Below are 17,712 nucleotides of genomic sequence, written 5' to 3'. Positions count from 1 at the left end.
CGATTGTCGCTTGCCCAATGAAAAGAGAGGGAGCAAGCTCCCTCCCCCCGTCAACCACCATATATATCGTACTTGAAGTACTTCTGGTTGATCTGCTGATAGGTGCCGTTGGCACGCAGGGCCTTGATCGCCTCGTCCAGCTTGCCCTTGAGCTCCTTATCGCTCTTGCGCACGGCGATCCCCATGCCATCACCAAACCACTGGCGATCGGTCAGGGCGGGCCCCACATAGTCGAACTTGTCGCCCCCCTCCTTGCCAAGGAGCCCCTGCTCGATGGCAGAGGCATCGGCCAGCAGGGCCAGCACCCGACCCGCTTTCAGATCGAGATAGGCCTCATCGGCATTGCCGTAGCGGACTATGGTGACATTCGAGCCAAAATTGTCGGTCAGGTACTTGTCGTGGGTGGTGGCACGCTGCACCCCGATGCGCTTGCCCGCCATGCCTTCCGGGGTCAGCGTCAGCTCGGTTCCCTTGGCCGCCACAAAGCGATTGGGAATATGGGCATATTTCTCGGTGAAATCGACCTTCTGGCGCCGCTCGTCGGTGATCGACATGGCGGCGATGATGGCGTCGTATTTGCGCGACAGCAGGGCCGGGATCATGCCGTCCCAATCCTGCGCCACCAGCTCGCACTTGACCGCCATCTGCTGACACAGGGCGTTGGCGAGATCGATATCAAACCCCTTGATCTCGCCCGACGCATCGGTCCAGGAGAAGGGCGGGTAGGCCCCCTCCACCCCGAAGCGCACGGTTTTCCACTCCTTGGCCATGGCGGGGGTAGCCAGCAGGCTGGCAACAAACAGGGCTGAGAGGGTCAGTCTGATCTTCATCTTGAGTACTCCATTACATAAAAAGCGCACAGGCGCGGACAAGGCACCGCAGGCGAATGCATGCGATGACCAAAAGCGGCAAAATCTGGATGAGCGAGATCACGCCCGAGCGGGCGTCAGTGAACTGCTCCAGAGGTTCGATCTATTCGTCGAACCACTCGGAGAGATAGAAAGGCTTGAAGTAGAAGGCCAGAAAAAAGCCTCTGGCTTTGCGCATCATGGTGGTTTGTCGCGTCCTGTGACAAAGATGGCAATCACCTTAGCACGCCCGAATTTTGCCCGGCAAGAGGCAGCCGCCAGGCAGTAGCAAAATCCCGATCATGGTCAAGGCAGGCGGGATCCGTTAGGCTCGAAGCACCTTGCCATCCCATAACAGACCCACAGCGACCGATGAATTTTCTGGCCCATCTCCATCTGGCTGCCCACACCCGAAGCTCTCTCACCGGCAATCTGCTCGGCGATTTCGTCAAAGGCACGCTGCCCACTGGGCTTGCCGCCCACTTCGATGAGGGGATCTGGCTACACCGCAAAATTGACGCTTTCACCGACAGCCACCCCGAGCACAAGGCGGCCGTCGCCTGTTTCGAGGCCCCCTGGCGCCGCTTTGGCGCCATAGTGGTGGATATGATCTACGACCACTGGCTGAGCCTGCACTGGGGACTGTTCAGCACCGAACCCCTGCCCCGCTTCCTGCAACGCAGTTATGAGCAGCTATTGGCGGATCACCCACGCCTGCCGGACGGACTGCCACTCCCCCTCAAACGGATGGCCGAGCAGAACTGGATCGCCTCCTACCGCCACAGGGAGGGGCTGGGGCAAGCGCTAAATGGCATCGGCCGCCGACTGCGTCGCCCGGTACAACTGGGAGAGGCGCTGCTGACCCTTGATGAGTCGCAGTGGCAAACATGCGAGGCGGGATTTCTGCGCTTCTATCCCGCGCTGATGGACTTTAGCCAGCAGCAACTTGCCCAATATCGGGCAGCCCAAGGGGCACAGTGATCCCTCTGGATAGAGCCGCTTCCCCATAAAAAACGCCCCTTGCGGGGCGTTTGTCATCAGTTGGCTTCATCTTTCTTTTTGCGAATGCTTAAGCCAAGTTCCCGACCACGCAGTCGGGCGTAATAGATGGTGCCGACAAAGGCGATAGTGGTGAAGACCAGCTCCACCACCGCCAGCCACCGCTCCCCCTCATCCGTGGTGATCAGGGTGAGGGCGTGCAGGAAATAGGGCATCAACACGAAGTTGCCCCAGGCGTGGGTGTAGGGGTTGCCCTGCACGATTCCCTTGAGGGGGAAGAGCAGCGGCACCGTCCAGATCACCGGCAGCAACCAGGGATTGAGGTCCGGATGGGGTGACAGCCACAGATGCCAGAGGATGACCCAGCCCAGCAGGCCGAAGAAGCCGACCAGAGTCAGCAGACGGGCAAAGCGGGTGCTCACTTGAGGATCTCCAGCACCTGCTCCGGCGGGCGACCAATGCGGGCCTGACCATTCTTGATGACAATTGGGCGCTCGATCAGCTTGGGATGCTGGTGCATGGCGCGAATAAGGGCATCACCGCTGACATCGGCCAATCCCAGCTCCTTGTAGAGATCCTCCTTGGTGCGCATCAGCTGGCGGGGATCGCTAAAACCGAGCAGAGAGAGCAGGTTGCGGATCTCATCTTCGCTCGGGGCCTGCTCCAGATAGAGCACCACATCAGGGGCGATCCCGTGCTGTTCCAGCAGGGCCAGGGTTTCGCGACTCTTGGAGCAGCGCGGATTGTGGTAGATTTGGGTCTCGCTCATGGTAACTCCCTGATTAATCGCAAGATGGGATTAGAAACGGCGCTATTGTAGGGGAAAGTGATGGTCAGGGTAAGCGGCAGTGGAAAGGAATTGAAACGAATTTGTTGGCTGATTGTGGCTGGCCTGCTGGGCGCCTGCACACCCGCCCCCGAATTTACCGATGCAACAGGGAAGTCGGTCAGCCTGCGCCACTTTGCCGGCAAGCCGCTGCTGATCAACTACTTCGCCCCCTGGTGCGCCCCCTGCCTGCGGGAGATGCCGCGCCTCAACGGGCTGGCTGCGGAGGGCCAGATCACAGTGGTGGCCATCAACTACGACCCGACCACGCCAGCAGAGCTGAACAAGCTGGCTGCGCAGTATCACATCAAGGTGCCGCTCCTTATTGCCAATGAAGATGCCAGGCTCCCCTTCCCTCGCCCAAGCGGCCTGCCCACCAGCTATCTGCTCGATAGCGAGGGCAAGCTCAAGCAGACGCTGGTCGGCGAGCTCGACCAGCAGCAGATCGAGATGCTCAAGGCGACCGCCAGCAGCCTGAGTCACTAGCCCATCGCTGCTATCACCGTCCCCCACCTCAACGCCACCGCCATAAACAACAAGGGCGCACCAGAGTGCGCCCTTGTTTGATAGGTTTCGTTAGCCCTTGAGGCTGTCGAGATCCTTCTTGGCCCGCTCCAGCTCGGTGATGCGCGCCTCCAGACGAGCCAGGGTCATCCGGTCGCTGGTGGTACCGCGTGCCACGATCAGCTCGTCGATGGCCGCCTGATAATCCCCGCGCAGTGCGAGCATCTCGGCCCGCGCCATATGCAGCTCGGTCATTCTGCCTGCCTTGCGATAGGCATCGGCCAGCAGGTTCCAGGCCAGATTGTTCTCCTCATGGGCACGGGCATAGGGGTCGAGGATGGCGATGGACTTCTTGTAGTTGCCGCTCTCGAGGTAGGCGTTGCCGAGGTTGACCACCACCACTTCGTTGTCCGGCATCCGGCTGCGGAACTTCTCGAGGCGCGCGATGGCCTGGGCACTGCGCCCCTTGGCCAGATCGATGTCGGTCTGGGCATCGACGATAAAGAGATCTTCCGGATGACGGGCCGCCAGCTCCTGCATCAGGGTATCAGCCTCCTCGGTGCGCTTGAGCTGGATCAGCGCCAGCGCCTTGCCATAGATGGCGGCATCCTTGAGCGGATAATCCCCCTTCTGGATCCGGCTATCGAAGTAGCTCAGCAGCCCCTGCGGGGTATCGGTACCAAAACGCACCTGAATCCGCACCTTGGCCAGCCAGAAGTCGAGACTGGGCGGCAAATCGCGGCGACCATAGCTGCCCGCCCGAGCGCGGGCCTCGCTGATCCGGGTCTCCGGCAGCGGGTGAGTGAGCAGCATTTCCGGCGGCTTGCTGGCGTAACGGTATTCGGCAGCCAGTTTCTGAAAGAAGTTGGCCATCCCCATGGGGTCGAAACCGGCATCATAAAGCGTCTTCATGCCGATGCGATCCGCTTCATATTCGTTGTCGCGGGTGTAGTTGATGGCCGACTGCATGGAGAGGCCCAGCGTAGTCTGCAACGCAGCGATACCGGCGGTCGGGTTGATCACCGCCAGCGCGATGGAGCCCACCAGGCCGGCCAGGGTCACCGCCGAGCTGCTCGCCTGCGCCTCCATATAACGGGCGATATGGCGCTGGGTCACGTGGGTGATTTCGTGGGCCAGTACCGAGGCCAGCTCGCTCTCGCTGTCTGCGTAGAGGAAGAGGCCAGTGTGCACCTTGACTCGCCCGCCGAGGAAGGCGGCCGCGTTGATGCTGGGATCATTGATGAGGAAGAAGGTAAACGGGAAACGTACCCCATCGGCGTTGGTCAGCAATCGCTGACCCAGATCGTCAATGTACTGGCTCAGCACCGGATCATCGATGATCGGCAGACCCGCACGGGCAAAGCGCATAAAAGCGTTGCCGTAACGCACTTCCTGCTCGATGGGCAGGGCAGCAACCCCGGCCGTGCCGATGTCGGGAAGCTGATTGTTGGCCTCGGCATGAAACGTGGCGCCCATCAGGGAAGCCAGCAGGGGAAGCGATGCCATCAGGGGGGAAAAACGTGCCACGTTATCTCTATCTCCATCAGAAAGGGCCTCGGCAGAATACCCTTGCCCATCAAGGGCTACAAGCGTTGTTTCATGCTCTTATCACGGCCATAATAGCGGCCACCTGCTTGATGGAGCCCCCATGGAAATTCTCGACCTGACCCCTTGGCGCTGCCCCGAGCCGCTGATCCGGCTCAAGCTCTGGTTAAGGGGGGCCAAAAGCGGTCAAACCGTCACCATCCGGCTGGCCGATGCGGGCTCCCGGCAGGATATTCCGGCCTATCTGCACCGTCAGGGCCACCATGTCGAGATGCAGCAACAACCGGACAATACCCTCTCTTTGCAGTTGGTTGTCGGGGCGAAGCAACCATCTTGAGCTCCAGTGATGTAAGGATGCAGTCATGTTAGAAGTATTGAAGCGCTGGTATCAGACCCGTTTTTCCGATCCCGATGCCGTTACCCTTTTCCTGTTGCTGGTGTTCTGCTTTGCCATCATCTGGCTGTTTGGCGATCTGCTGGCCCCCCTGCTGGTGGCACTGGTAATGGCCTATCTGCTGGAGTGGCCGGTCGCCCGGCTGCAAAAAGCGGGGCTGTCGCGCACCCTGGCCACCAGCGTCATTCTGATCCTCTTTATTGCAGTAGCAGTCGCCTCCTTGCTGGGTCTTATCCCGACGCTGGTCAGTCAGGGGATCAATCTGGCCAAAGAGGCGCCGGCCATGCTGACCCACGCTCAGGATTATGTCCGCACCCTGCCTGACAAATACCCCGAGCTCATCGACGTCAGTCTGGTGGAGACCGTCATCGACAATATTCGCCAGCGCATCCTCAGTGGCGGCGAGCATCTGGTAAGCGCCTCCCTCAGCTCGCTGGTGAACGTGGTCGCCATCATGATCTACCTCATTCTGGTACCGCTGATGGTCTTCTTTATGCTCAAGGACAAGCGGGTACTGATGGGCAGCCTGCGCCGTTTCCTGCCGCGCAACCGCACCCTGGTCAACCGGGTGTGGGTGGAGATGAACAACCAGATCATCAACTACATCCGCGGCAAGGTGATCGAGATCCTGATCGTCGGCATCGCCACCTATGTCCCCTTCGCCCTGATGGGACTGCGCTACTCGGTGCTGCTGGCGGTCGCGGTCGGCTTCTCGGTGCTGATCCCTTATATCGGCGCCGCCGTGGTGACGGTTCCGGTCGCCATGGTGGCCCTGTTCCAGTGGGGGCTCACTCCCGAGTTCGCCTGGCTGATGGTGGCCTATCTGGTCATTCAGGCCCTCGATGGCAACCTGCTGGTGCCGGTGCTCTTCTCGGAAGCGGTCAACCTCCATCCGGTGGCCATCATCATCGCCGTGCTGGTCTTCGGCGGCTTGTGGGGATTCTGGGGAGTCTTCTTCGCCATTCCCCTCGCCACCCTGGTCAAGGCGGTGATCAATGCCTGGCCAAAACGTGAAGAGATGCCCAGTGCCGCAAAATAACCTGCTTCCCCCTGCAATCGTGACAACGGAGTGTCCATGACCTTTTTTCGTCAAATCAGAGCGGCAGGGCTGACGGCCCTGCTCCTCGCTGCAGCCCTCCCAGCGCGTGCCGATATCGATCTTGGTGCCATGGATCTGCTCACCAGCGACAGTCCAACCAGTCCGGTGCCACAAGGCTTTGTCGCCGGTGCGGCGCTCATCGGGGGGCAGGCCCGTTATGAAGCACAAGATAACAGCCTCTACGCCATCCCCGGCTTTATCTATTTTGGCGACCAGTTCATGTTTCTGGGGGATCGAGCCCGCTACTACTTCCACAAGGATGAGAACGTGGCCCTCTACGGCTATGGCCGGGTCCGTTTTGGCAATCTGGATCCCGAGGACTCTCCGGCCTTTACTGGCATGGAGCAGCGAAAATGGCAGCTGGAAGGCGGGATCGGTGGCAACATCATCACCCCCTACGCCCTGCTGACCGTGCGTGCCAACAGCGATGTCACCGGCCGCAGCAAGGGGCAGGAGCTGCTGCTGTGGGCCGACTTCCCCATCCTGCGCGACAACCTGCTGATCATGCCCAGCATGGGACTGATGCTGCGCAGCAACAAGATGGCCAACTACTACTTCGGCGGCATCTCCGAGAGCGAGGCGACTGCCCAGCGGCCCGCCTGGGATACCGGCACCACCCTCTCCCCGATGGCGGCCCTCATCACCAGCTACCGCTTCAGCCCCAACTGGATTGGCATGTTTGCCATGAACTACGAATGGTATGATCGGGACATCAAAAACAGCCCCATCGTCCAGCACGATGGCGAGCTCTATGCGGGTTTTGCGCTGGGCTATATCTGGTAACGGTTATGAGTCTTGAACCGTGAGACACGACCAAACAAAAGGGAGCCCTCGGCTCCCTTTTTCACTGCTATCATCAGGCTGGTAGTACAGCCTGCTCAAGCGCCAATTCAGGCTTACAGCGCCGCCAGAAAATCGATCAGCTGCTGATTGACGAAGGCCGGATTTTCCAGCGACGAGATGTGGCCAGCCATCGGGATCTCCCTGAACGGGCAACCCAGCACCTCAGCCATCAGATAGCCCTCCAGCACCGGACGGGCCTTGTCCTCGCAGCCGGTCATCACCAGTGCGGGAGTAGTGATCTCCTCCAGCCACTCGATACGATCTTCGCGGGTCACAAAGCTGCGGCCCACCGCCACCATGGCGGCAATCTTCTCGTTTGGCCAGGCGGCCAGACGCGCCTTGAAATCGGCCAGCAAGTCGGCATCGGGCTGGTTCGCAAAGAAGATAGGCGCCACCTGTTCGATGATGGGCGCCGGCACGGTGCCGAGCTGCTCGATCATCGCCAGCATGCCGAGGTAGCGCTCGCAGGTGATCTGCGGTTCCAGGCCGACAAAACTGTCCATCAGCACCAGACCCTTGAGGCGGTTTGGCACCATGCGCGCCAGCTCCACACCCCACATGCCACCGATGGAGAGGCCCACCAACACGAACTCCTCAATGCCGAGGGCATCGAGCAGCGCCAGGTGATCCCGCGCCAAAGTCGCCAGGGTGCAGCCACCTTCGGGGAGCAGGTCGGAATCGCCGTGGCCCCACAGCTCGGGAACGATGCAGCGATAGCTGCCCTTGAGCGCCTCGATTTGCGGCGCCCACATGGCGCTGTCCCACAGATAGCTGTGACCAAACAGCAGTACCGGCCCTTGCCCTTCGTCCAGATAGGCCATCCGGCGGCCCGCTATCTCCATAAAATGCTTCATGTTATCTCCTGTTGCCAGCGATGGGCGGGCAGTGTATCACGTCCCCCTTGGCAGGTGACGCCTCCCTGGTGCAAGCTGACAGTGACTCAAAGAAGTCACCCATGAAAGGATGCCAAAAGGAGAAGCCCATGGCGAAGGAGAAGAGCAAGAAGCGGCCACGTCTGGACAAGAAGTGCTACGAGCACCACCTTGCCCATCTGCAGGAGGAGCTGGTCAAGCTGCAGGAGTGGGTCAAGCAGGAGGGGTTAAAGGTAGTGGTACTGTTCGAGGGACGGGACGCCGCCGGTAAAGGGGGCGTCATCAAGGCGATTACCGAACCGCTCAACCCCCGGGTCTGCCGGGTCACGGCGCTGCCCGCCCCCTCCGATCGGGAGCGATCCCAGTGGTACTTTCAGCGTTATGTGGCCCACCTGCCCGCCGCTGGCGAGATGGTGCTGTTTGACCGATCCTGGTACAACCGGGCCGGAGTCGAGCGGGTGATGGGATTTTGCAGCGATGCCGAGTATCGCGAGTTTCTGCGCGCCTGCCCCGAGTTTGAGCGGATGCTGATCCGCTCCGGCATCACCTTGATCAAATACTGGTTCTCGGTCAGCGATGAGGAGCAGGAGAAGCGCTTCAAGGAGCGGATCAACACTCCCATCAAGCGCTGGAAATTCAGCCCGATGGATTTGCAGTCCCGTTCTCGTTGGGTCGAGTACTCCCGCGCCAAGGATGACATGTTCACCTACACCGACACCGAGGATTGCCCCTGGTTCGTGGTGGAGGCAGATGACAAACGCCGTGCTCGCCTCAACTGCATCGCCCATCTGCTGAGCAAGGTGCCCTACGAGGCGATCCACTACGAGCCTATCAAGCTCCCCCCATCAAGACCGAAGGGTATGAGCGCCCGCCGCTGGCCAGCCAGACCTTTGTGCCCGATATTACCGCCGAACTCGAGGCCTGAACCGGGTTACCTTGCCTATCTGCATGTTCAAATCGCAGGCAATAAAAAGCCGGTCTGACGACCGGCAAAAAGGCATTGATTATTAAGAAAGGAAAACCAGCACAACAAAAATCAGGTACGGATATATTTGGCGGTACGGGGGAACGCCTGCTCCTTGGCATCGAACAGGTAGCAGGCTTCGGCCGGGATACCCACGCTGTAGGTCTGACCGGTCGCCACATCCACATCCGAGGTAGCCTTGACGGTAAAGTCGTGACCATCCACATCCATATAAACGAAGGACTCGGCGCCCAGGTGCTCGGCCACCTGCACGATCCCGCTCACCTTGCTGTGCGCATGGGGGTGATCCAGCGGCATCAGGTGCTCGGGGCGAATACCCAGCTCCACCTTGTCACCCACAGCGCCACTGCGGGCATCGACCCGGGCACGCACGGTATCGCCAGAGGTCAACTTGACCAGGCACTCCTGCTCGCCAATCTCCAGCAACTCGCCCGCCAGGAAGTTCATCTTGGGAGAGCCGATAAAGCCCGCCACGAACTTGTTGTCCGGGTTGTGGTAGAGATCCAGCGGTGAACCGAACTGTTCCAGGTTGGTGGCAGCTTCGGCCTTGAGCGGGCTCAGCACCACAATCTTGTCGGCCAGGGTCATCGCTTCCACCTGATCGTGGGTCACGTAGATGATGGTGGAGTTAAGCTCTTTGTGCAGCTTGGCGATCTCGATCCGCATCTTGACCCGCAGCGCGGCATCCAGGTTGGAGAGCGGCTCGTCAAACAGGAACACCTGCGGCTGCTGCACGATGGAGCGACCGATGGCGACACGCTGACGCTGACCACCGGAGAGCGCCTTGGGCTTTCTGTCCAGCAGCGGCTCAAGACCCAGGATCTCGGCGGCGCGCATCACCCGCTTGTGGATGTTCTCTTTGTCCATCTTCTTGAGCTTCAGACCAAAGGCCATGTTCTCGTAGATGTTCATGTGTGGATAAAGGGCGTAGGACTGGAACACCATGCCGACGTTGCGCTCTACCGGCGGCACGTCGTTCATGTAGCGACCGCCGATGGTCAGCTCACCGCTGGTGATGTCTTCCAGACCCGCGATCATCCGCAGCAGGGTGGATTTGCCACAGCCGGACGGGCCGACGAAGACAATGAACTCCCCTTCCTTGATGGAGAGGTTGATGTTGCGCAGGGTGTCCTTGTGAACAGCCGGATCGTAATTTTTGCGAACGTTGTTGAGTACTACTTCAGCCATGACGAGCTCCGCTCTTGAATCTTTGCAAATCGTGATAGCGGGGGGAGTCAGCTCCCCCGGCCATAAACTTAACCTTTCACACCACCGGCGGTCAGACCGCCAACCAACCAGCGCTGTGCCAACAGGAAGACCACTGTGATGGGGAAACCGGAGAGCACTGCAGCCGCCGCGAAATCACCCCACAGATAGTTCTGCGGATAGAGGTACTGCTGGGCCCCGACCGCCAGGGTCAGATTGTTCACATCCTGCAGCAGGATGGAGGCCATGGGCACCTCGGTAATGGAGCCGATAAAGGCCAGAATAAACACTACCGCCAGGATGGGCACCGACAGGGGCAACAGGATCAGACGGAATGCCTGCCACGGGGTTGCACCGTCGATGGCTGCCGCCTCCTCCAGAGAGGAGTCGATGGTCTCGAAGTAGCCTTTGATGGTCCAGACGTGGAGGGCAATCCCTCCCATATACGCCAGGATCAGGCCACCGTGGGTGTTGAGACCCAGCCAGGGAATATAGTCACCAATCTTGTTAAAGAGCGCGTAGATAGCTACCAGCGCCAGCACTGCCGGGAACATCTGGAAAATCAGCATGCCCTGCAGGATGGTGGACTTGCCACGAAAACGCAGGCGGGCAAAGGCGTAAGCACAGGTGGTGGAGAGCGTCACGATCATCAGGGCAGTGATGCCGGCGATCTTGATGGAGTTCCACAACCAGGTCAGCACCGGGAACGGCGGCGGCGTGATGCTGCCGTCGGCGTTGGTGATGGACATGCCCAGCGCCAGCTTCCAGTGATCCAGCGTCGGATTGGAGGGGATGATCTCCCCTACCGCGAAGTTACCGTTACGGAACGAGATGGCGATAACCATGATCAACGGGAAGATGATCAACGCCAAGAAGCCCCACATGACCAGGTGGGTTGCCCACACCCGGTATTTGACTGATTTGGGTTGTACGATTGCCATGTTGAAGCCTCCTTACAGCTGCTTGTCGGCTTTGGACAATTTCAGGTTGAGCAGCGCCAGCGCACCTACGATGAGGAAGATAGCTGTGGCGATGGCACTGGCCAGACCGTAGTCCTGACCACCCGATCCCTGGAACGCAATCCGGTAGGTATAACTCACCAGCAAGTCGGTGGTACCGGCAGGGGTGCTGGCGCCGATGATGTCGGGCGCACCGTTGGTCAACAACTGGATAAGCACGAAGTTGTTGAAGTTGAAGGCGAACGAGGCAATCAACAGGGGGGTCAGCGGCTTCATCAGCAGCGGCACGGTGATCTTGAAGAAGTTCTGTACCGGACCGGCACCATCCATGGCGGACGCTTCATAGAGATCTTCCGGAATGGCTTTGAGCAGGCCCATGCAGAGGATCATCATGTAGGGGTAGCCGAGCCAGGTGTTGACAATCAGGATCATCACCTTGGCCAGGAAGGGGTTGGTATACCAGTCCGGTTTGATGCCAAACGCAGCTTCCAGGAACATGTTGATCTCACCGAAGTTCTGGTTGAACAACCCCTTGAACACCAGGATGGAGATAAACGCCGGAATCGCATAGGGCAGGATCAACATGACCCGATAGAAACCGCGCCCCTTGAGCTCTTCCCACTGCACCAGACAGGCCAGCACCATGCCGATAGCCAAGGTGAAAGCGACGGAGCAGGTTGAGAAGATCACGGTCCAGATGAAGATCTGCAGGAAGGGTGACTGGATGCCCGGATCGGTGACGATGCGCGCGAAATTCTTCCAACCGACGCTCACCACAAAGCCCGGAGCAATGCCCTTGCCGACAAACTGACCCTGTTCGTCGATGTACTGATAGAAGCCGGTCTCACCATTGGGCAGCATCAGCTCGCCATTCTGGGTATCACGCAGCAGGTTGCTGTCTTTGATCACCACGCCGGACTTGAGCACGGCACCATCCATCAGACGGGTGTAGTGCTGCTTCTGGGCGGCAAACTTGCGCAGACTGCTCAGGGTCAGGTGGGTACCGCCATCCGGCAGTACCAGATCAAGGTCACTCAGATGAGTACGATGCTCAACAATGGCGCGGATCGGTGCGGCCTTGCTGGCAGCTTCGCCAGTGAAGGGCTGCAGCTCGACCACTTGCTGGGTGTTCTGCACACGGCCCTCGCGGGACGCCAGCTCACGGGCCTTGTTGGTCATCAGGGAAACAGGTTGGCTGATAAAGGATTGATCATCCTGTGTCAGCAGCAGCTGGAACTGGCCATTGTCGCCACCCAGCAGGGTAAAATCGAATTCACCGCCCGCCACCTTGTAGGTTTTCTTCAGGTGGTAGTCCCGCGCCTGCTCCACGGAGAGCAAGTTGGACCCCGAATAGTTGGTGAAGGCAATGCCAATGGTGTAGGCAAGAGGGAAGATGATAAACACAACCATGCCCGCAACACCCGGAAAGATGTAGCGATGGGCATAGGTCTTCTTGTTCATGAAGACATACAGACCGACGGAAACCACCACCAGATCCAGCAGCGCGAATACCCACTCGCCACTGGCGTACATCATCACGGCTGCGTAGCCGTTGAGGATGGCAACCAGGGCCGCTATGGTCCACTTAAGCCAGGTGTGCTTATCCTTCGGACCGGCATAGGACTCAACAGAAGGTACTACTTCCATGCCAATTAACCTTTATAACGCCAAGAGAGATTTGAGAGAGTGGGAGGCCATGACGGCCTCCCGGGTAGTGCGTGCTTACTGAACGATACGCTTGGCAGCGGTATCCAGAGCTTCGTCAACACCCTGACGGCCGGAGGTCACGTTCTTGAGGGCAGTTTCGAAGGAAGACCAGAAACGGCTCATCTCGGGAACGGATGGCATCGGCTCGCCAGCCTGGGCGTTCAGCATGGTGGCCTTGATGTGCGGATCGGATTCCAGGGTCTTCTGGAAGGATTTCAGCGCAACGGCACCCAGCGGCTTGTCGGCGTTAACCGGCGCCAGACCGGCATCGGTCAGCAGGTAGTTTTCCAGGAACTCGATAGCCAGATCCTTGTTCGGGCTGGCGGCGTTGATGGTGGCACCCAGTACGCCAACGAAGGCTTTGGCCGGCTTGCCGTTCAGGGTCGGCAGCGGCGCTACGCCGTACTTGATGCCGCTCTTGTCCAGGTTGCTCCAGGCCCAGGGACCGTTGATCATCATGGCCACTTCGCCCTTGTTGAACTTGGCGTCCATCACACCGTAGTCGATGCCTTTTTCCAGGTGACCGGACTTGATCATCTCGGAGATGTAGCCCACGCCCATCTTGGCACCTGCGTTGTTCACGCCGGTATCTTTGACGTCATAACCGGTAGCGGTTTTCTTGAAGGCGTAACCACCGTTGGCAGCCACCAGCGGATAGCTGAAGTACGGGGTGTCATAAGCCCACATGATGGCGCGCTTGCCGTTTTTCTTCAGAGTCTCGTCAATCTTGGCGATCTCTTCGAAGGTTTTCGGCGGCTCGGGCAGCAGGTCCTTGTTATAAATCAGGCTGACAGCTTCCATGGCAACCGGGTAACCATAGGTTTTGCCATCAACAGTCATGGCATCCCATGCCAGCTGTTCAAATTTGCCTTTGGTGGCAGCGTTCGGCGTTACCGGAACCAGCAAACCGGCTTTGACCCACTCACCGTAACGGTCGTGAGCCCAGAAGAAGATGTCCGGGCCGTTGCCAGTGGCGGCGGCTTGCTGGAATTTCACTTCAACCTGATCCGGGTGAGCCACAGTAACCTTGATGCCGGTTTCTGCTTCAAACTTCTTACCCACTTCAGCCAGACCGTTGTATCCCTTGTCACCGTTGATCCAGATGGTCAGCTGGCCTTCATCGATGGCAGCAGTAGCAGAGCAAGCGACGCCAAGAGTGGCCAGACCGATCAGGGATGACAGCAATTTCTTTTTCATGAGCCTTTCCTTGTATTAGTTCCGCGCTGTAAGAGCATTGTGTGCGAGATGAATATTATCCCAAGCGGCAAACGGCTCACATGACGCAACTCGCATTTTTGAAATGCAATTACGTATTTCCTTCCAGAAAGTTTTGAAAACATTTTCTTATTTCAGGGAATTACGGCCATTTATCGGCTTAATTCCAGACAACCACAGAATAATAATTACCAAAATGAAATAAAATTTCACGAGTGAAAGGGTTTTCACCTCAATGAAAACCCTTTCAGATGGTTTATTTTGTTTGATTTGTTAACAAAGTACCGCGCCAGTTTCGAGGTCTGCCCGGGCGCAATAAAAAAAGAGACCCCGCCGGGGCGGAGTCTCTTTTTGCGAGAAATGACGACCTGATCACACTCGGGAGCATGACTACGACTGGCGCAGCAGCTGATCCTTAAGATTGGGCGGCACACCCTTGATGGTCAGGGTGTCGGTCTGAGGGTCGTAAAAGATCCGGCTGTTCAGCAGCTTCTGCTCAAAGCTCAGAGTCAGACCGCCGCCGGAGCCAACAAACTTGGTCAAACCACGCAGGGTAGAGCGATCCGCCGGGAAGCGCTCTTCCAGCTCATACTCCTGACCGATAAAGCTGTAAAAATCGAGGTCACCGTCGCCAGGCAATTCTGCAGACAACTCCTTGATTTCGATCTCTTCACCGGCACTCGCCTGTTCGGTGCAATATTTGAAGACCTGCTTTTTATAGTCATTGCGCTCGGTCGGTTCGAGCTGACGACTGTCGCAATAATCTTCGACCGCCTGCAGCAAGCCTTTATTTTGTACCTTGGCATCCATGCCCTCGCGGGCGCCCAGCAGATCCATAAAGAAGTCGCCCAGTTTGCGACCAATGCGCCCCTTGCTGAAGGTGATATAACGGCGCGAATCAGGTTGGGTTTTCCATTCGGTCAAATCAATGCGGGCCACCAGATTGAGTTTGCCGATATCCAGATACTGGATATGGCGCAATTCCAGCGCTTCGCTGACGGTGACGCTCTCCTTGCCCTCCAGCAGGGCAATCAGCAGATAATCGACCCCGACGTAGTTATATTTGGCAAACAGCAGCACCCCTTGCTCATCGAGGGCGTGCTCCACCAGCTGCTTGACCAGCATCTGGGTCACGGTGACCGAGAAGGGAACGAATTCGGTCTGCTCGTCGAGCAGCTGTTCGAGGGCGATACGAAACGCGGGTGAAGGCTGCTTGGGAGCCTCTTCACCGTCGGCCAGCTCGGCGACGGCGGCCTCGGGGTCAGCAAAGAAGCCAAAGCCCTTGCCACCCTTGCCGTTGTAGATCCGATGCAGTTCCGCCATCAGTCCCTGTACCGCCTCATCAGGGAGCAGGGTCTGGCTGCGGGTATCGGCGTGGGGTTGACCATCGCCGCCCTGGCGCAAGGAGTGAAGAATGATCTTGTCGATATCGAGACTCATGTCACAAAGCCATAGTGTTAGCCGAAAGGGTGAAGTATTATAAGGCGCTTTGAACCGAGATGAACTGAAGATTATGCCTATCGTATCAAAGTACAATAACGAGCAATTTGACGCCCTGATGAACGACCTGATCACCGCGCTGGAAAAGCATAAAGCGCCGGTAGATCTCAGCCTTATGGTGCTTGGCAATCTGACCACCAATATCATCAACGGTATGGCACCGGCCCAGCGCCAGGCCATCACTGAAAAGTTTGTCCAGGCCCTGACCGCATCGGTCGATAATCGCCACGACGCACACTGAGTCCCCGACTCTGTTGATTTGACGTTTCTCAACGCAGATGGATCACTATGGTCGAAACCGGTAACCCCTATCGTGATAATGTCTCTCGCCTGATCACCTGGGGGCATTGGTTCTCCTTCTTCAACATTATTCTGGCCATGCTCATCGCCACCCGTTATCTGGGTGCCATCAGCTGGCCATCGACCACGCTTGGCGTGATCTACCTCGTTGTAAGCTGGATTGGCCACTTTTCGTTTCTGAGTTTTGTCACCTACCTGTTGACGATCTTCCCGCTCAGCTTCGTGCTGCCCAAGGAGAAGTCGTTGCGGTTCATCTCGGCCATCATCGCCACCCTGGCGCTGGTGCTGCTGCTGATCGACACCCAGGTATTCCGGCTGTTCAAGTTCCACCTCAACAGTCAGGTATGGCAGTTGCTGCTGGATCAGGCGCAAACCGAAGAGGGCTCAATCTGGAGCATCATCTTCGTTGCCGTGCCCACCATCTTCCTGCTGCAACTGCTGCTGTCGGCCTATGTCTGGCGCAAGATCAACAAGCGCAAGCGCCGCCAGTACGGCAATCAGGTGGGGCTGGCCCTGCTGATCTGCTTTATTCTAACCCACGTGGTCAACAGCTGGGCGGATGCGACCCTCTATCAGCCGATCACCATGCAGAGAGCCAACTTCCCCCTCTCCTACCCCATGACGGCCCGCTCCTTCCTGGCCAAACATGGCTGGCTGGATCTGGATCAGTACGAGAAGCAGGCGGCCTCCCAGGGGGATAACAGCGACAGCCGGATGCACTATCCGCTGCGCCCGCTCAACGTCAACGCCCCCCTGACTCACAACAATCTGCTGATTGTGGTGGTCGATTCGCTGCGCTTTGACATGCTCAACAACATCAACATGCCCAATCTGCAGCGCTATGCGGATCAGCATCTGACGTTCCGCAATCACCTGAGTGGCAGCAACGACGACCTGATGGGCATGTTCAGCCTCTTCTACGGGTTGCCCGGTCACTACTACAAGGACATCAGCAGCGACAAGCGTCCGCCGGTGCTGTTCGATGAGATGCTGCGCCAGGATTACCAGTTCGGGCTGTTCGGCGCGATGGAAGATGCCCAGAAGTATCGCAAGAGCATCCTCGCCGGTCTGCGCAAACAGGTGTTTGTCTCAGAGCAGAGTGACGATGGCAAGCTGCTGACCGACTGGCAACAGTGGCTGGAGAAGCGCTCTCCCGAGCGTCCCTGGTTCTCGCTGGTCTATCTCTCGAGCCCAGGCGACTACCAGTTACCCGCCACCATGAAGGGGCCGTTCCAACCGGAGCTCGCCAACTTCAATCCGGCGACCGCCTATCGGGCGGAGAACCTGCAAAAACTCGAGAACCGCTACAAGAACTCGGTCTTCTATACCGACCAGTTGCTTGAACAGATGCTGACCAAATTGCAGTCGCAGGGGATGGACAGCAACACCATCGTCGTCATCACCTCCAACCACGGTCAGGAGTTCAACGACACCCGCAGCAACAGCTGGGGCGCAGGCAGCAACTACTCACCCTATCAGGTGCAGGTACCGCTGGTACTGGCCTGGCCGGGGCGCGGCAGTGACGTTCGGGAGCAACCGAGCAGCCATTTCGATCTGGCGCCGACCCTGATGCAGGGGATGCTGGGCGTGCGCAATCCGGCGCGCGATTACAGCGTTGGCCGCTCGCTGTTTGATACCAGCCCGCGCAACTGGCTGCTGGCCGGGGATCAGAATGACTTCGCCATCTATGAAGGGGAGACCATCACCCACTTCAACAAGCAAGGTGACTTCGAACTGCTGGAGCGCAACAGCTATCGCCCGATCAAGCACGGCACCCCGGATATGGGCGCCATGATCCAGGTGATGAACGAGCTGAACCGCTTCTATCGCAACCAGTGAAGCGCCCGTTGATGGCTTGATACCATAAAAAACGCCCCGAATTCGGGGCGTTTTTCGTTGTATAGCCGGCC

The 17,712-nt window shown here is 58.4% G+C and carries 17 protein-coding genes and 1 pseudogene; 8 read left to right on the top strand and 10 right to left on the bottom strand.

The features are described from left to right. Positions 1-50 precede the first annotated feature (50 nt). Positions 51-830, bottom strand: coding sequence for an ABC transporter substrate-binding protein (locus ACTG2U_RS00230; RefSeq protein WP_026034932.1), 780 nt, complete (start codon positions 828-830; stop codon positions 51-53). 390 nt (positions 831-1,220) lie between these two features. Here ACTG2U_RS00230 and ACTG2U_RS00225 point away from each other — a divergent pair, with 390 nt between their 5' ends. Next, positions 1,221-1,829, top strand: coding sequence for an ACP phosphodiesterase (locus tag ACTG2U_RS00225; RefSeq protein WP_439973847.1), 609 nt, complete (start codon positions 1,221-1,223; stop codon positions 1,827-1,829). 56 nt (positions 1,830-1,885) lie between these two features. On the opposite strand, the gene ACTG2U_RS00220 is transcribed toward ACTG2U_RS00225, so the two are convergent. Together ACTG2U_RS00220 and arsC are read right to left on the bottom strand one after the other, a co-directional pair. After that, positions 1,886-2,269 (bottom strand): DUF2069 domain-containing protein, encoded by a 384-nt coding sequence (locus tag ACTG2U_RS00220; RefSeq protein ID WP_139444289.1) that lies wholly within the window; start codon positions 2,267-2,269, stop codon positions 1,886-1,888. Then, positions 2,266-2,616 (bottom strand): arsenate reductase (glutaredoxin), encoded by a 351-nt coding sequence (gene arsC / locus ACTG2U_RS00215; protein ID WP_042657676.1) that lies wholly within the window; start codon positions 2,614-2,616, stop codon positions 2,266-2,268. Before arsC ends, ACTG2U_RS00220 begins: the two co-directional genes overlap by 4 nt. A 60-nt stretch (positions 2,617-2,676) precedes the next feature. On the opposite strand from arsC, the gene ACTG2U_RS00210 reads away from it, so the two are divergent. Then, positions 2,677-3,159, top strand: coding sequence for a TlpA family protein disulfide reductase (locus ACTG2U_RS00210; protein WP_115521799.1), 483 nt, complete (start codon positions 2,677-2,679; stop codon positions 3,157-3,159). Positions 3,160-3,249: 90 nt separating this feature from the next. Here the strand turns inward: ACTG2U_RS00210 and ACTG2U_RS00205 are convergent, their stop codons facing one another. Beyond that, entirely contained in the window at positions 3,250-4,704 is a 1,455-nt protein-coding gene (locus ACTG2U_RS00205) for a beta-barrel assembly-enhancing protease (protein ID WP_439973844.1), read from the bottom strand. A gap of 121 nt (positions 4,705-4,825) precedes the next feature. Here ACTG2U_RS00205 and ACTG2U_RS00200 point away from each other — a divergent pair, with 121 nt between their 5' ends. Genes ACTG2U_RS00200 through ACTG2U_RS00190 form a run of 3 tightly spaced genes read left to right on the top strand, consistent with a single transcriptional unit; the run spans position 4,826 to position 6,998 of the window. Beyond that, entirely contained in the window at positions 4,826-5,059 is a 234-nt protein-coding gene (locus ACTG2U_RS00200; RefSeq protein ID WP_005361432.1) for a sulfurtransferase TusA family protein, read from the top strand. A 25-nt stretch (positions 5,060-5,084) separates the two neighbouring features. After that, a complete protein-coding gene (locus tag ACTG2U_RS00195) occupies positions 5,085-6,155 on the top strand; it encodes an AI-2E family transporter (protein WP_064339944.1) in 1,071 nt (356 codons plus the stop codon). Between the two features lie 36 nt (positions 6,156-6,191). Next, the gene (locus ACTG2U_RS00190) at positions 6,192-6,998 is read left to right on the top strand and encodes a MipA/OmpV family protein (protein WP_439973843.1); all 807 of its coding nucleotides are present in this window, start codon (positions 6,192-6,194) and stop codon (positions 6,996-6,998) included. Positions 6,999-7,111: 113 nt separating this feature from the next. Here ACTG2U_RS00190 and ACTG2U_RS00185 read toward each other — a convergent pair whose 3' ends face one another. Continuing rightward, complete coding sequence (locus ACTG2U_RS00185; protein ID WP_224969839.1) at positions 7,112-7,912, bottom strand: alpha/beta fold hydrolase; 801 nt, start codon at positions 7,910-7,912, stop codon at positions 7,112-7,114. A gap of 128 nt (positions 7,913-8,040) precedes the next feature. On the opposite strand from ACTG2U_RS00185, the pseudogene ppk2 reads away from it, so the two are divergent. Further along, positions 8,041-8,855: pseudogene (gene ppk2 / locus ACTG2U_RS00180) on the top strand (polyphosphate kinase 2). A gap of 111 nt (positions 8,856-8,966) precedes the next feature. Here the strand turns inward: ppk2 and ACTG2U_RS00175 are convergent. The 5 genes from ACTG2U_RS00175 to yejK all read right to left on the bottom strand — a co-directional run bounded on the left by ACTG2U_RS00175 (position 8,967) and on the right by yejK (position 15,442). After that, positions 8,967-10,103 carry an ABC transporter ATP-binding protein gene (locus ACTG2U_RS00175; RefSeq protein ID WP_005333867.1) on the bottom strand — a complete coding sequence of 379 codons (1,137 nt, stop codon included), beginning with the start codon at positions 10,101-10,103 and terminating at the stop codon, positions 8,967-8,969. Between the two features lie 68 nt (positions 10,104-10,171). Then, on the bottom strand, positions 10,172-11,062 hold the full coding sequence (malG, locus tag ACTG2U_RS00170; protein WP_005333868.1) for a maltose ABC transporter permease MalG: 891 nt from the start codon (positions 11,060-11,062) through the stop codon (positions 10,172-10,174). 12 nt (positions 11,063-11,074) lie between these two features. Beyond that, positions 11,075-12,727 (bottom strand): maltose ABC transporter permease MalF, encoded by a 1,653-nt coding sequence (gene malF / locus ACTG2U_RS00165; RefSeq protein ID WP_005333870.1) that lies wholly within the window; start codon positions 12,725-12,727, stop codon positions 11,075-11,077. Between the two features lie 75 nt (positions 12,728-12,802). Then, positions 12,803-13,984, bottom strand: a complete 1,182-nt coding sequence (gene malE / locus ACTG2U_RS00160; RefSeq protein ID WP_005333871.1) for a maltose/maltodextrin ABC transporter substrate-binding protein MalE — start codon at positions 13,982-13,984, stop codon at positions 12,803-12,805. Positions 13,985-14,392: 408 nt separating this feature from the next. Next, on the bottom strand, positions 14,393-15,442 hold the full coding sequence (yejK, locus tag ACTG2U_RS00155; RefSeq protein WP_421289845.1) for a nucleoid-associated protein YejK: 1,050 nt from the start codon (positions 15,440-15,442) through the stop codon (positions 14,393-14,395). 73 nt (positions 15,443-15,515) lie between these two features. Between yejK and ACTG2U_RS00150 the strand changes: the two genes are divergently transcribed. Together ACTG2U_RS00150 and ACTG2U_RS00145 are read left to right on the top strand one after the other, a co-directional pair. Then, entirely contained in the window at positions 15,516-15,743 is a 228-nt protein-coding gene (locus tag ACTG2U_RS00150; protein WP_005333874.1) for a YejL family protein, read from the top strand. A gap of 47 nt (positions 15,744-15,790) precedes the next feature. Further along, complete coding sequence (locus ACTG2U_RS00145; protein WP_439973842.1) at positions 15,791-17,641, top strand: DUF3413 domain-containing protein; 1,851 nt, start codon at positions 15,791-15,793, stop codon at positions 17,639-17,641. Positions 17,642-17,712: the final 71 nt, after the last annotated feature.

Source organism: Aeromonas sp. 95A (assembly GCF_051919235.1).
Lineage (GTDB): Bacteria > Pseudomonadota > Gammaproteobacteria > Enterobacterales > Aeromonadaceae > Aeromonas > Aeromonas veronii.
This window is presented reverse-complemented; position numbering and strand designations above follow the sequence as displayed.

Excerpts from the sequence above, each read along its gene's own strand:
- ACTG2U_RS00145 (WP_439973842.1), top strand. The coding sequence starts at position 15,791 with ATGGTCGAAACCGGTAACCCCTATCGTGATAATGTCTCTCGCCTGATC.
- ACTG2U_RS00230 (WP_026034932.1), bottom strand. The coding sequence starts at position 830 with ATGAAGATCAGACTGACCCTCTCAGCCCTGTTTGTTGCCAGCCTGCTG.
- arsC (WP_042657676.1), bottom strand. The coding sequence starts at position 2,616 with ATGAGCGAGACCCAAATCTACCACAATCCGCGCTGCTCCAAGAGTCGC.
- malF (WP_005333870.1), bottom strand. The coding sequence starts at position 12,727 with ATGGAAGTAGTACCTTCTGTTGAGTCCTATGCCGGTCCGAAGGATAAG.
- ACTG2U_RS00175 (WP_005333867.1), bottom strand. The coding sequence starts at position 10,103 with ATGGCTGAAGTAGTACTCAACAACGTTCGCAAAAATTACGATCCGGCT.
- ACTG2U_RS00185 (WP_224969839.1), bottom strand. The coding sequence starts at position 7,912 with ATGAAGCATTTTATGGAGATAGCGGGCCGCCGGATGGCCTATCTGGAC.
- malG (WP_005333868.1), bottom strand. The coding sequence starts at position 11,062 with ATGGCAATCGTACAACCCAAATCAGTCAAATACCGGGTGTGGGCAACC.
- ACTG2U_RS00200 (WP_005361432.1), top strand. The coding sequence starts at position 4,826 with ATGGAAATTCTCGACCTGACCCCTTGGCGCTGCCCCGAGCCGCTGATC.
- ACTG2U_RS00190 (WP_439973843.1), top strand. The coding sequence starts at position 6,192 with ATGACCTTTTTTCGTCAAATCAGAGCGGCAGGGCTGACGGCCCTGCTC.
- ACTG2U_RS00225 (WP_439973847.1), top strand. The coding sequence starts at position 1,221 with ATGAATTTTCTGGCCCATCTCCATCTGGCTGCCCACACCCGAAGCTCT.
- yejK (WP_421289845.1), bottom strand. The coding sequence starts at position 15,442 with ATGAGTCTCGATATCGACAAGATCATTCTTCACTCCTTGCGCCAGGGC.
- malE (WP_005333871.1), bottom strand. The coding sequence starts at position 13,984 with ATGAAAAAGAAATTGCTGTCATCCCTGATCGGTCTGGCCACTCTTGGC.
- ACTG2U_RS00195 (WP_064339944.1), top strand. The coding sequence starts at position 5,085 with ATGTTAGAAGTATTGAAGCGCTGGTATCAGACCCGTTTTTCCGATCCC.
- ACTG2U_RS00150 (WP_005333874.1), top strand. The coding sequence starts at position 15,516 with ATGCCTATCGTATCAAAGTACAATAACGAGCAATTTGACGCCCTGATG.
- ACTG2U_RS00210 (WP_115521799.1), top strand. The coding sequence starts at position 2,677 with ATGGTCAGGGTAAGCGGCAGTGGAAAGGAATTGAAACGAATTTGTTGG.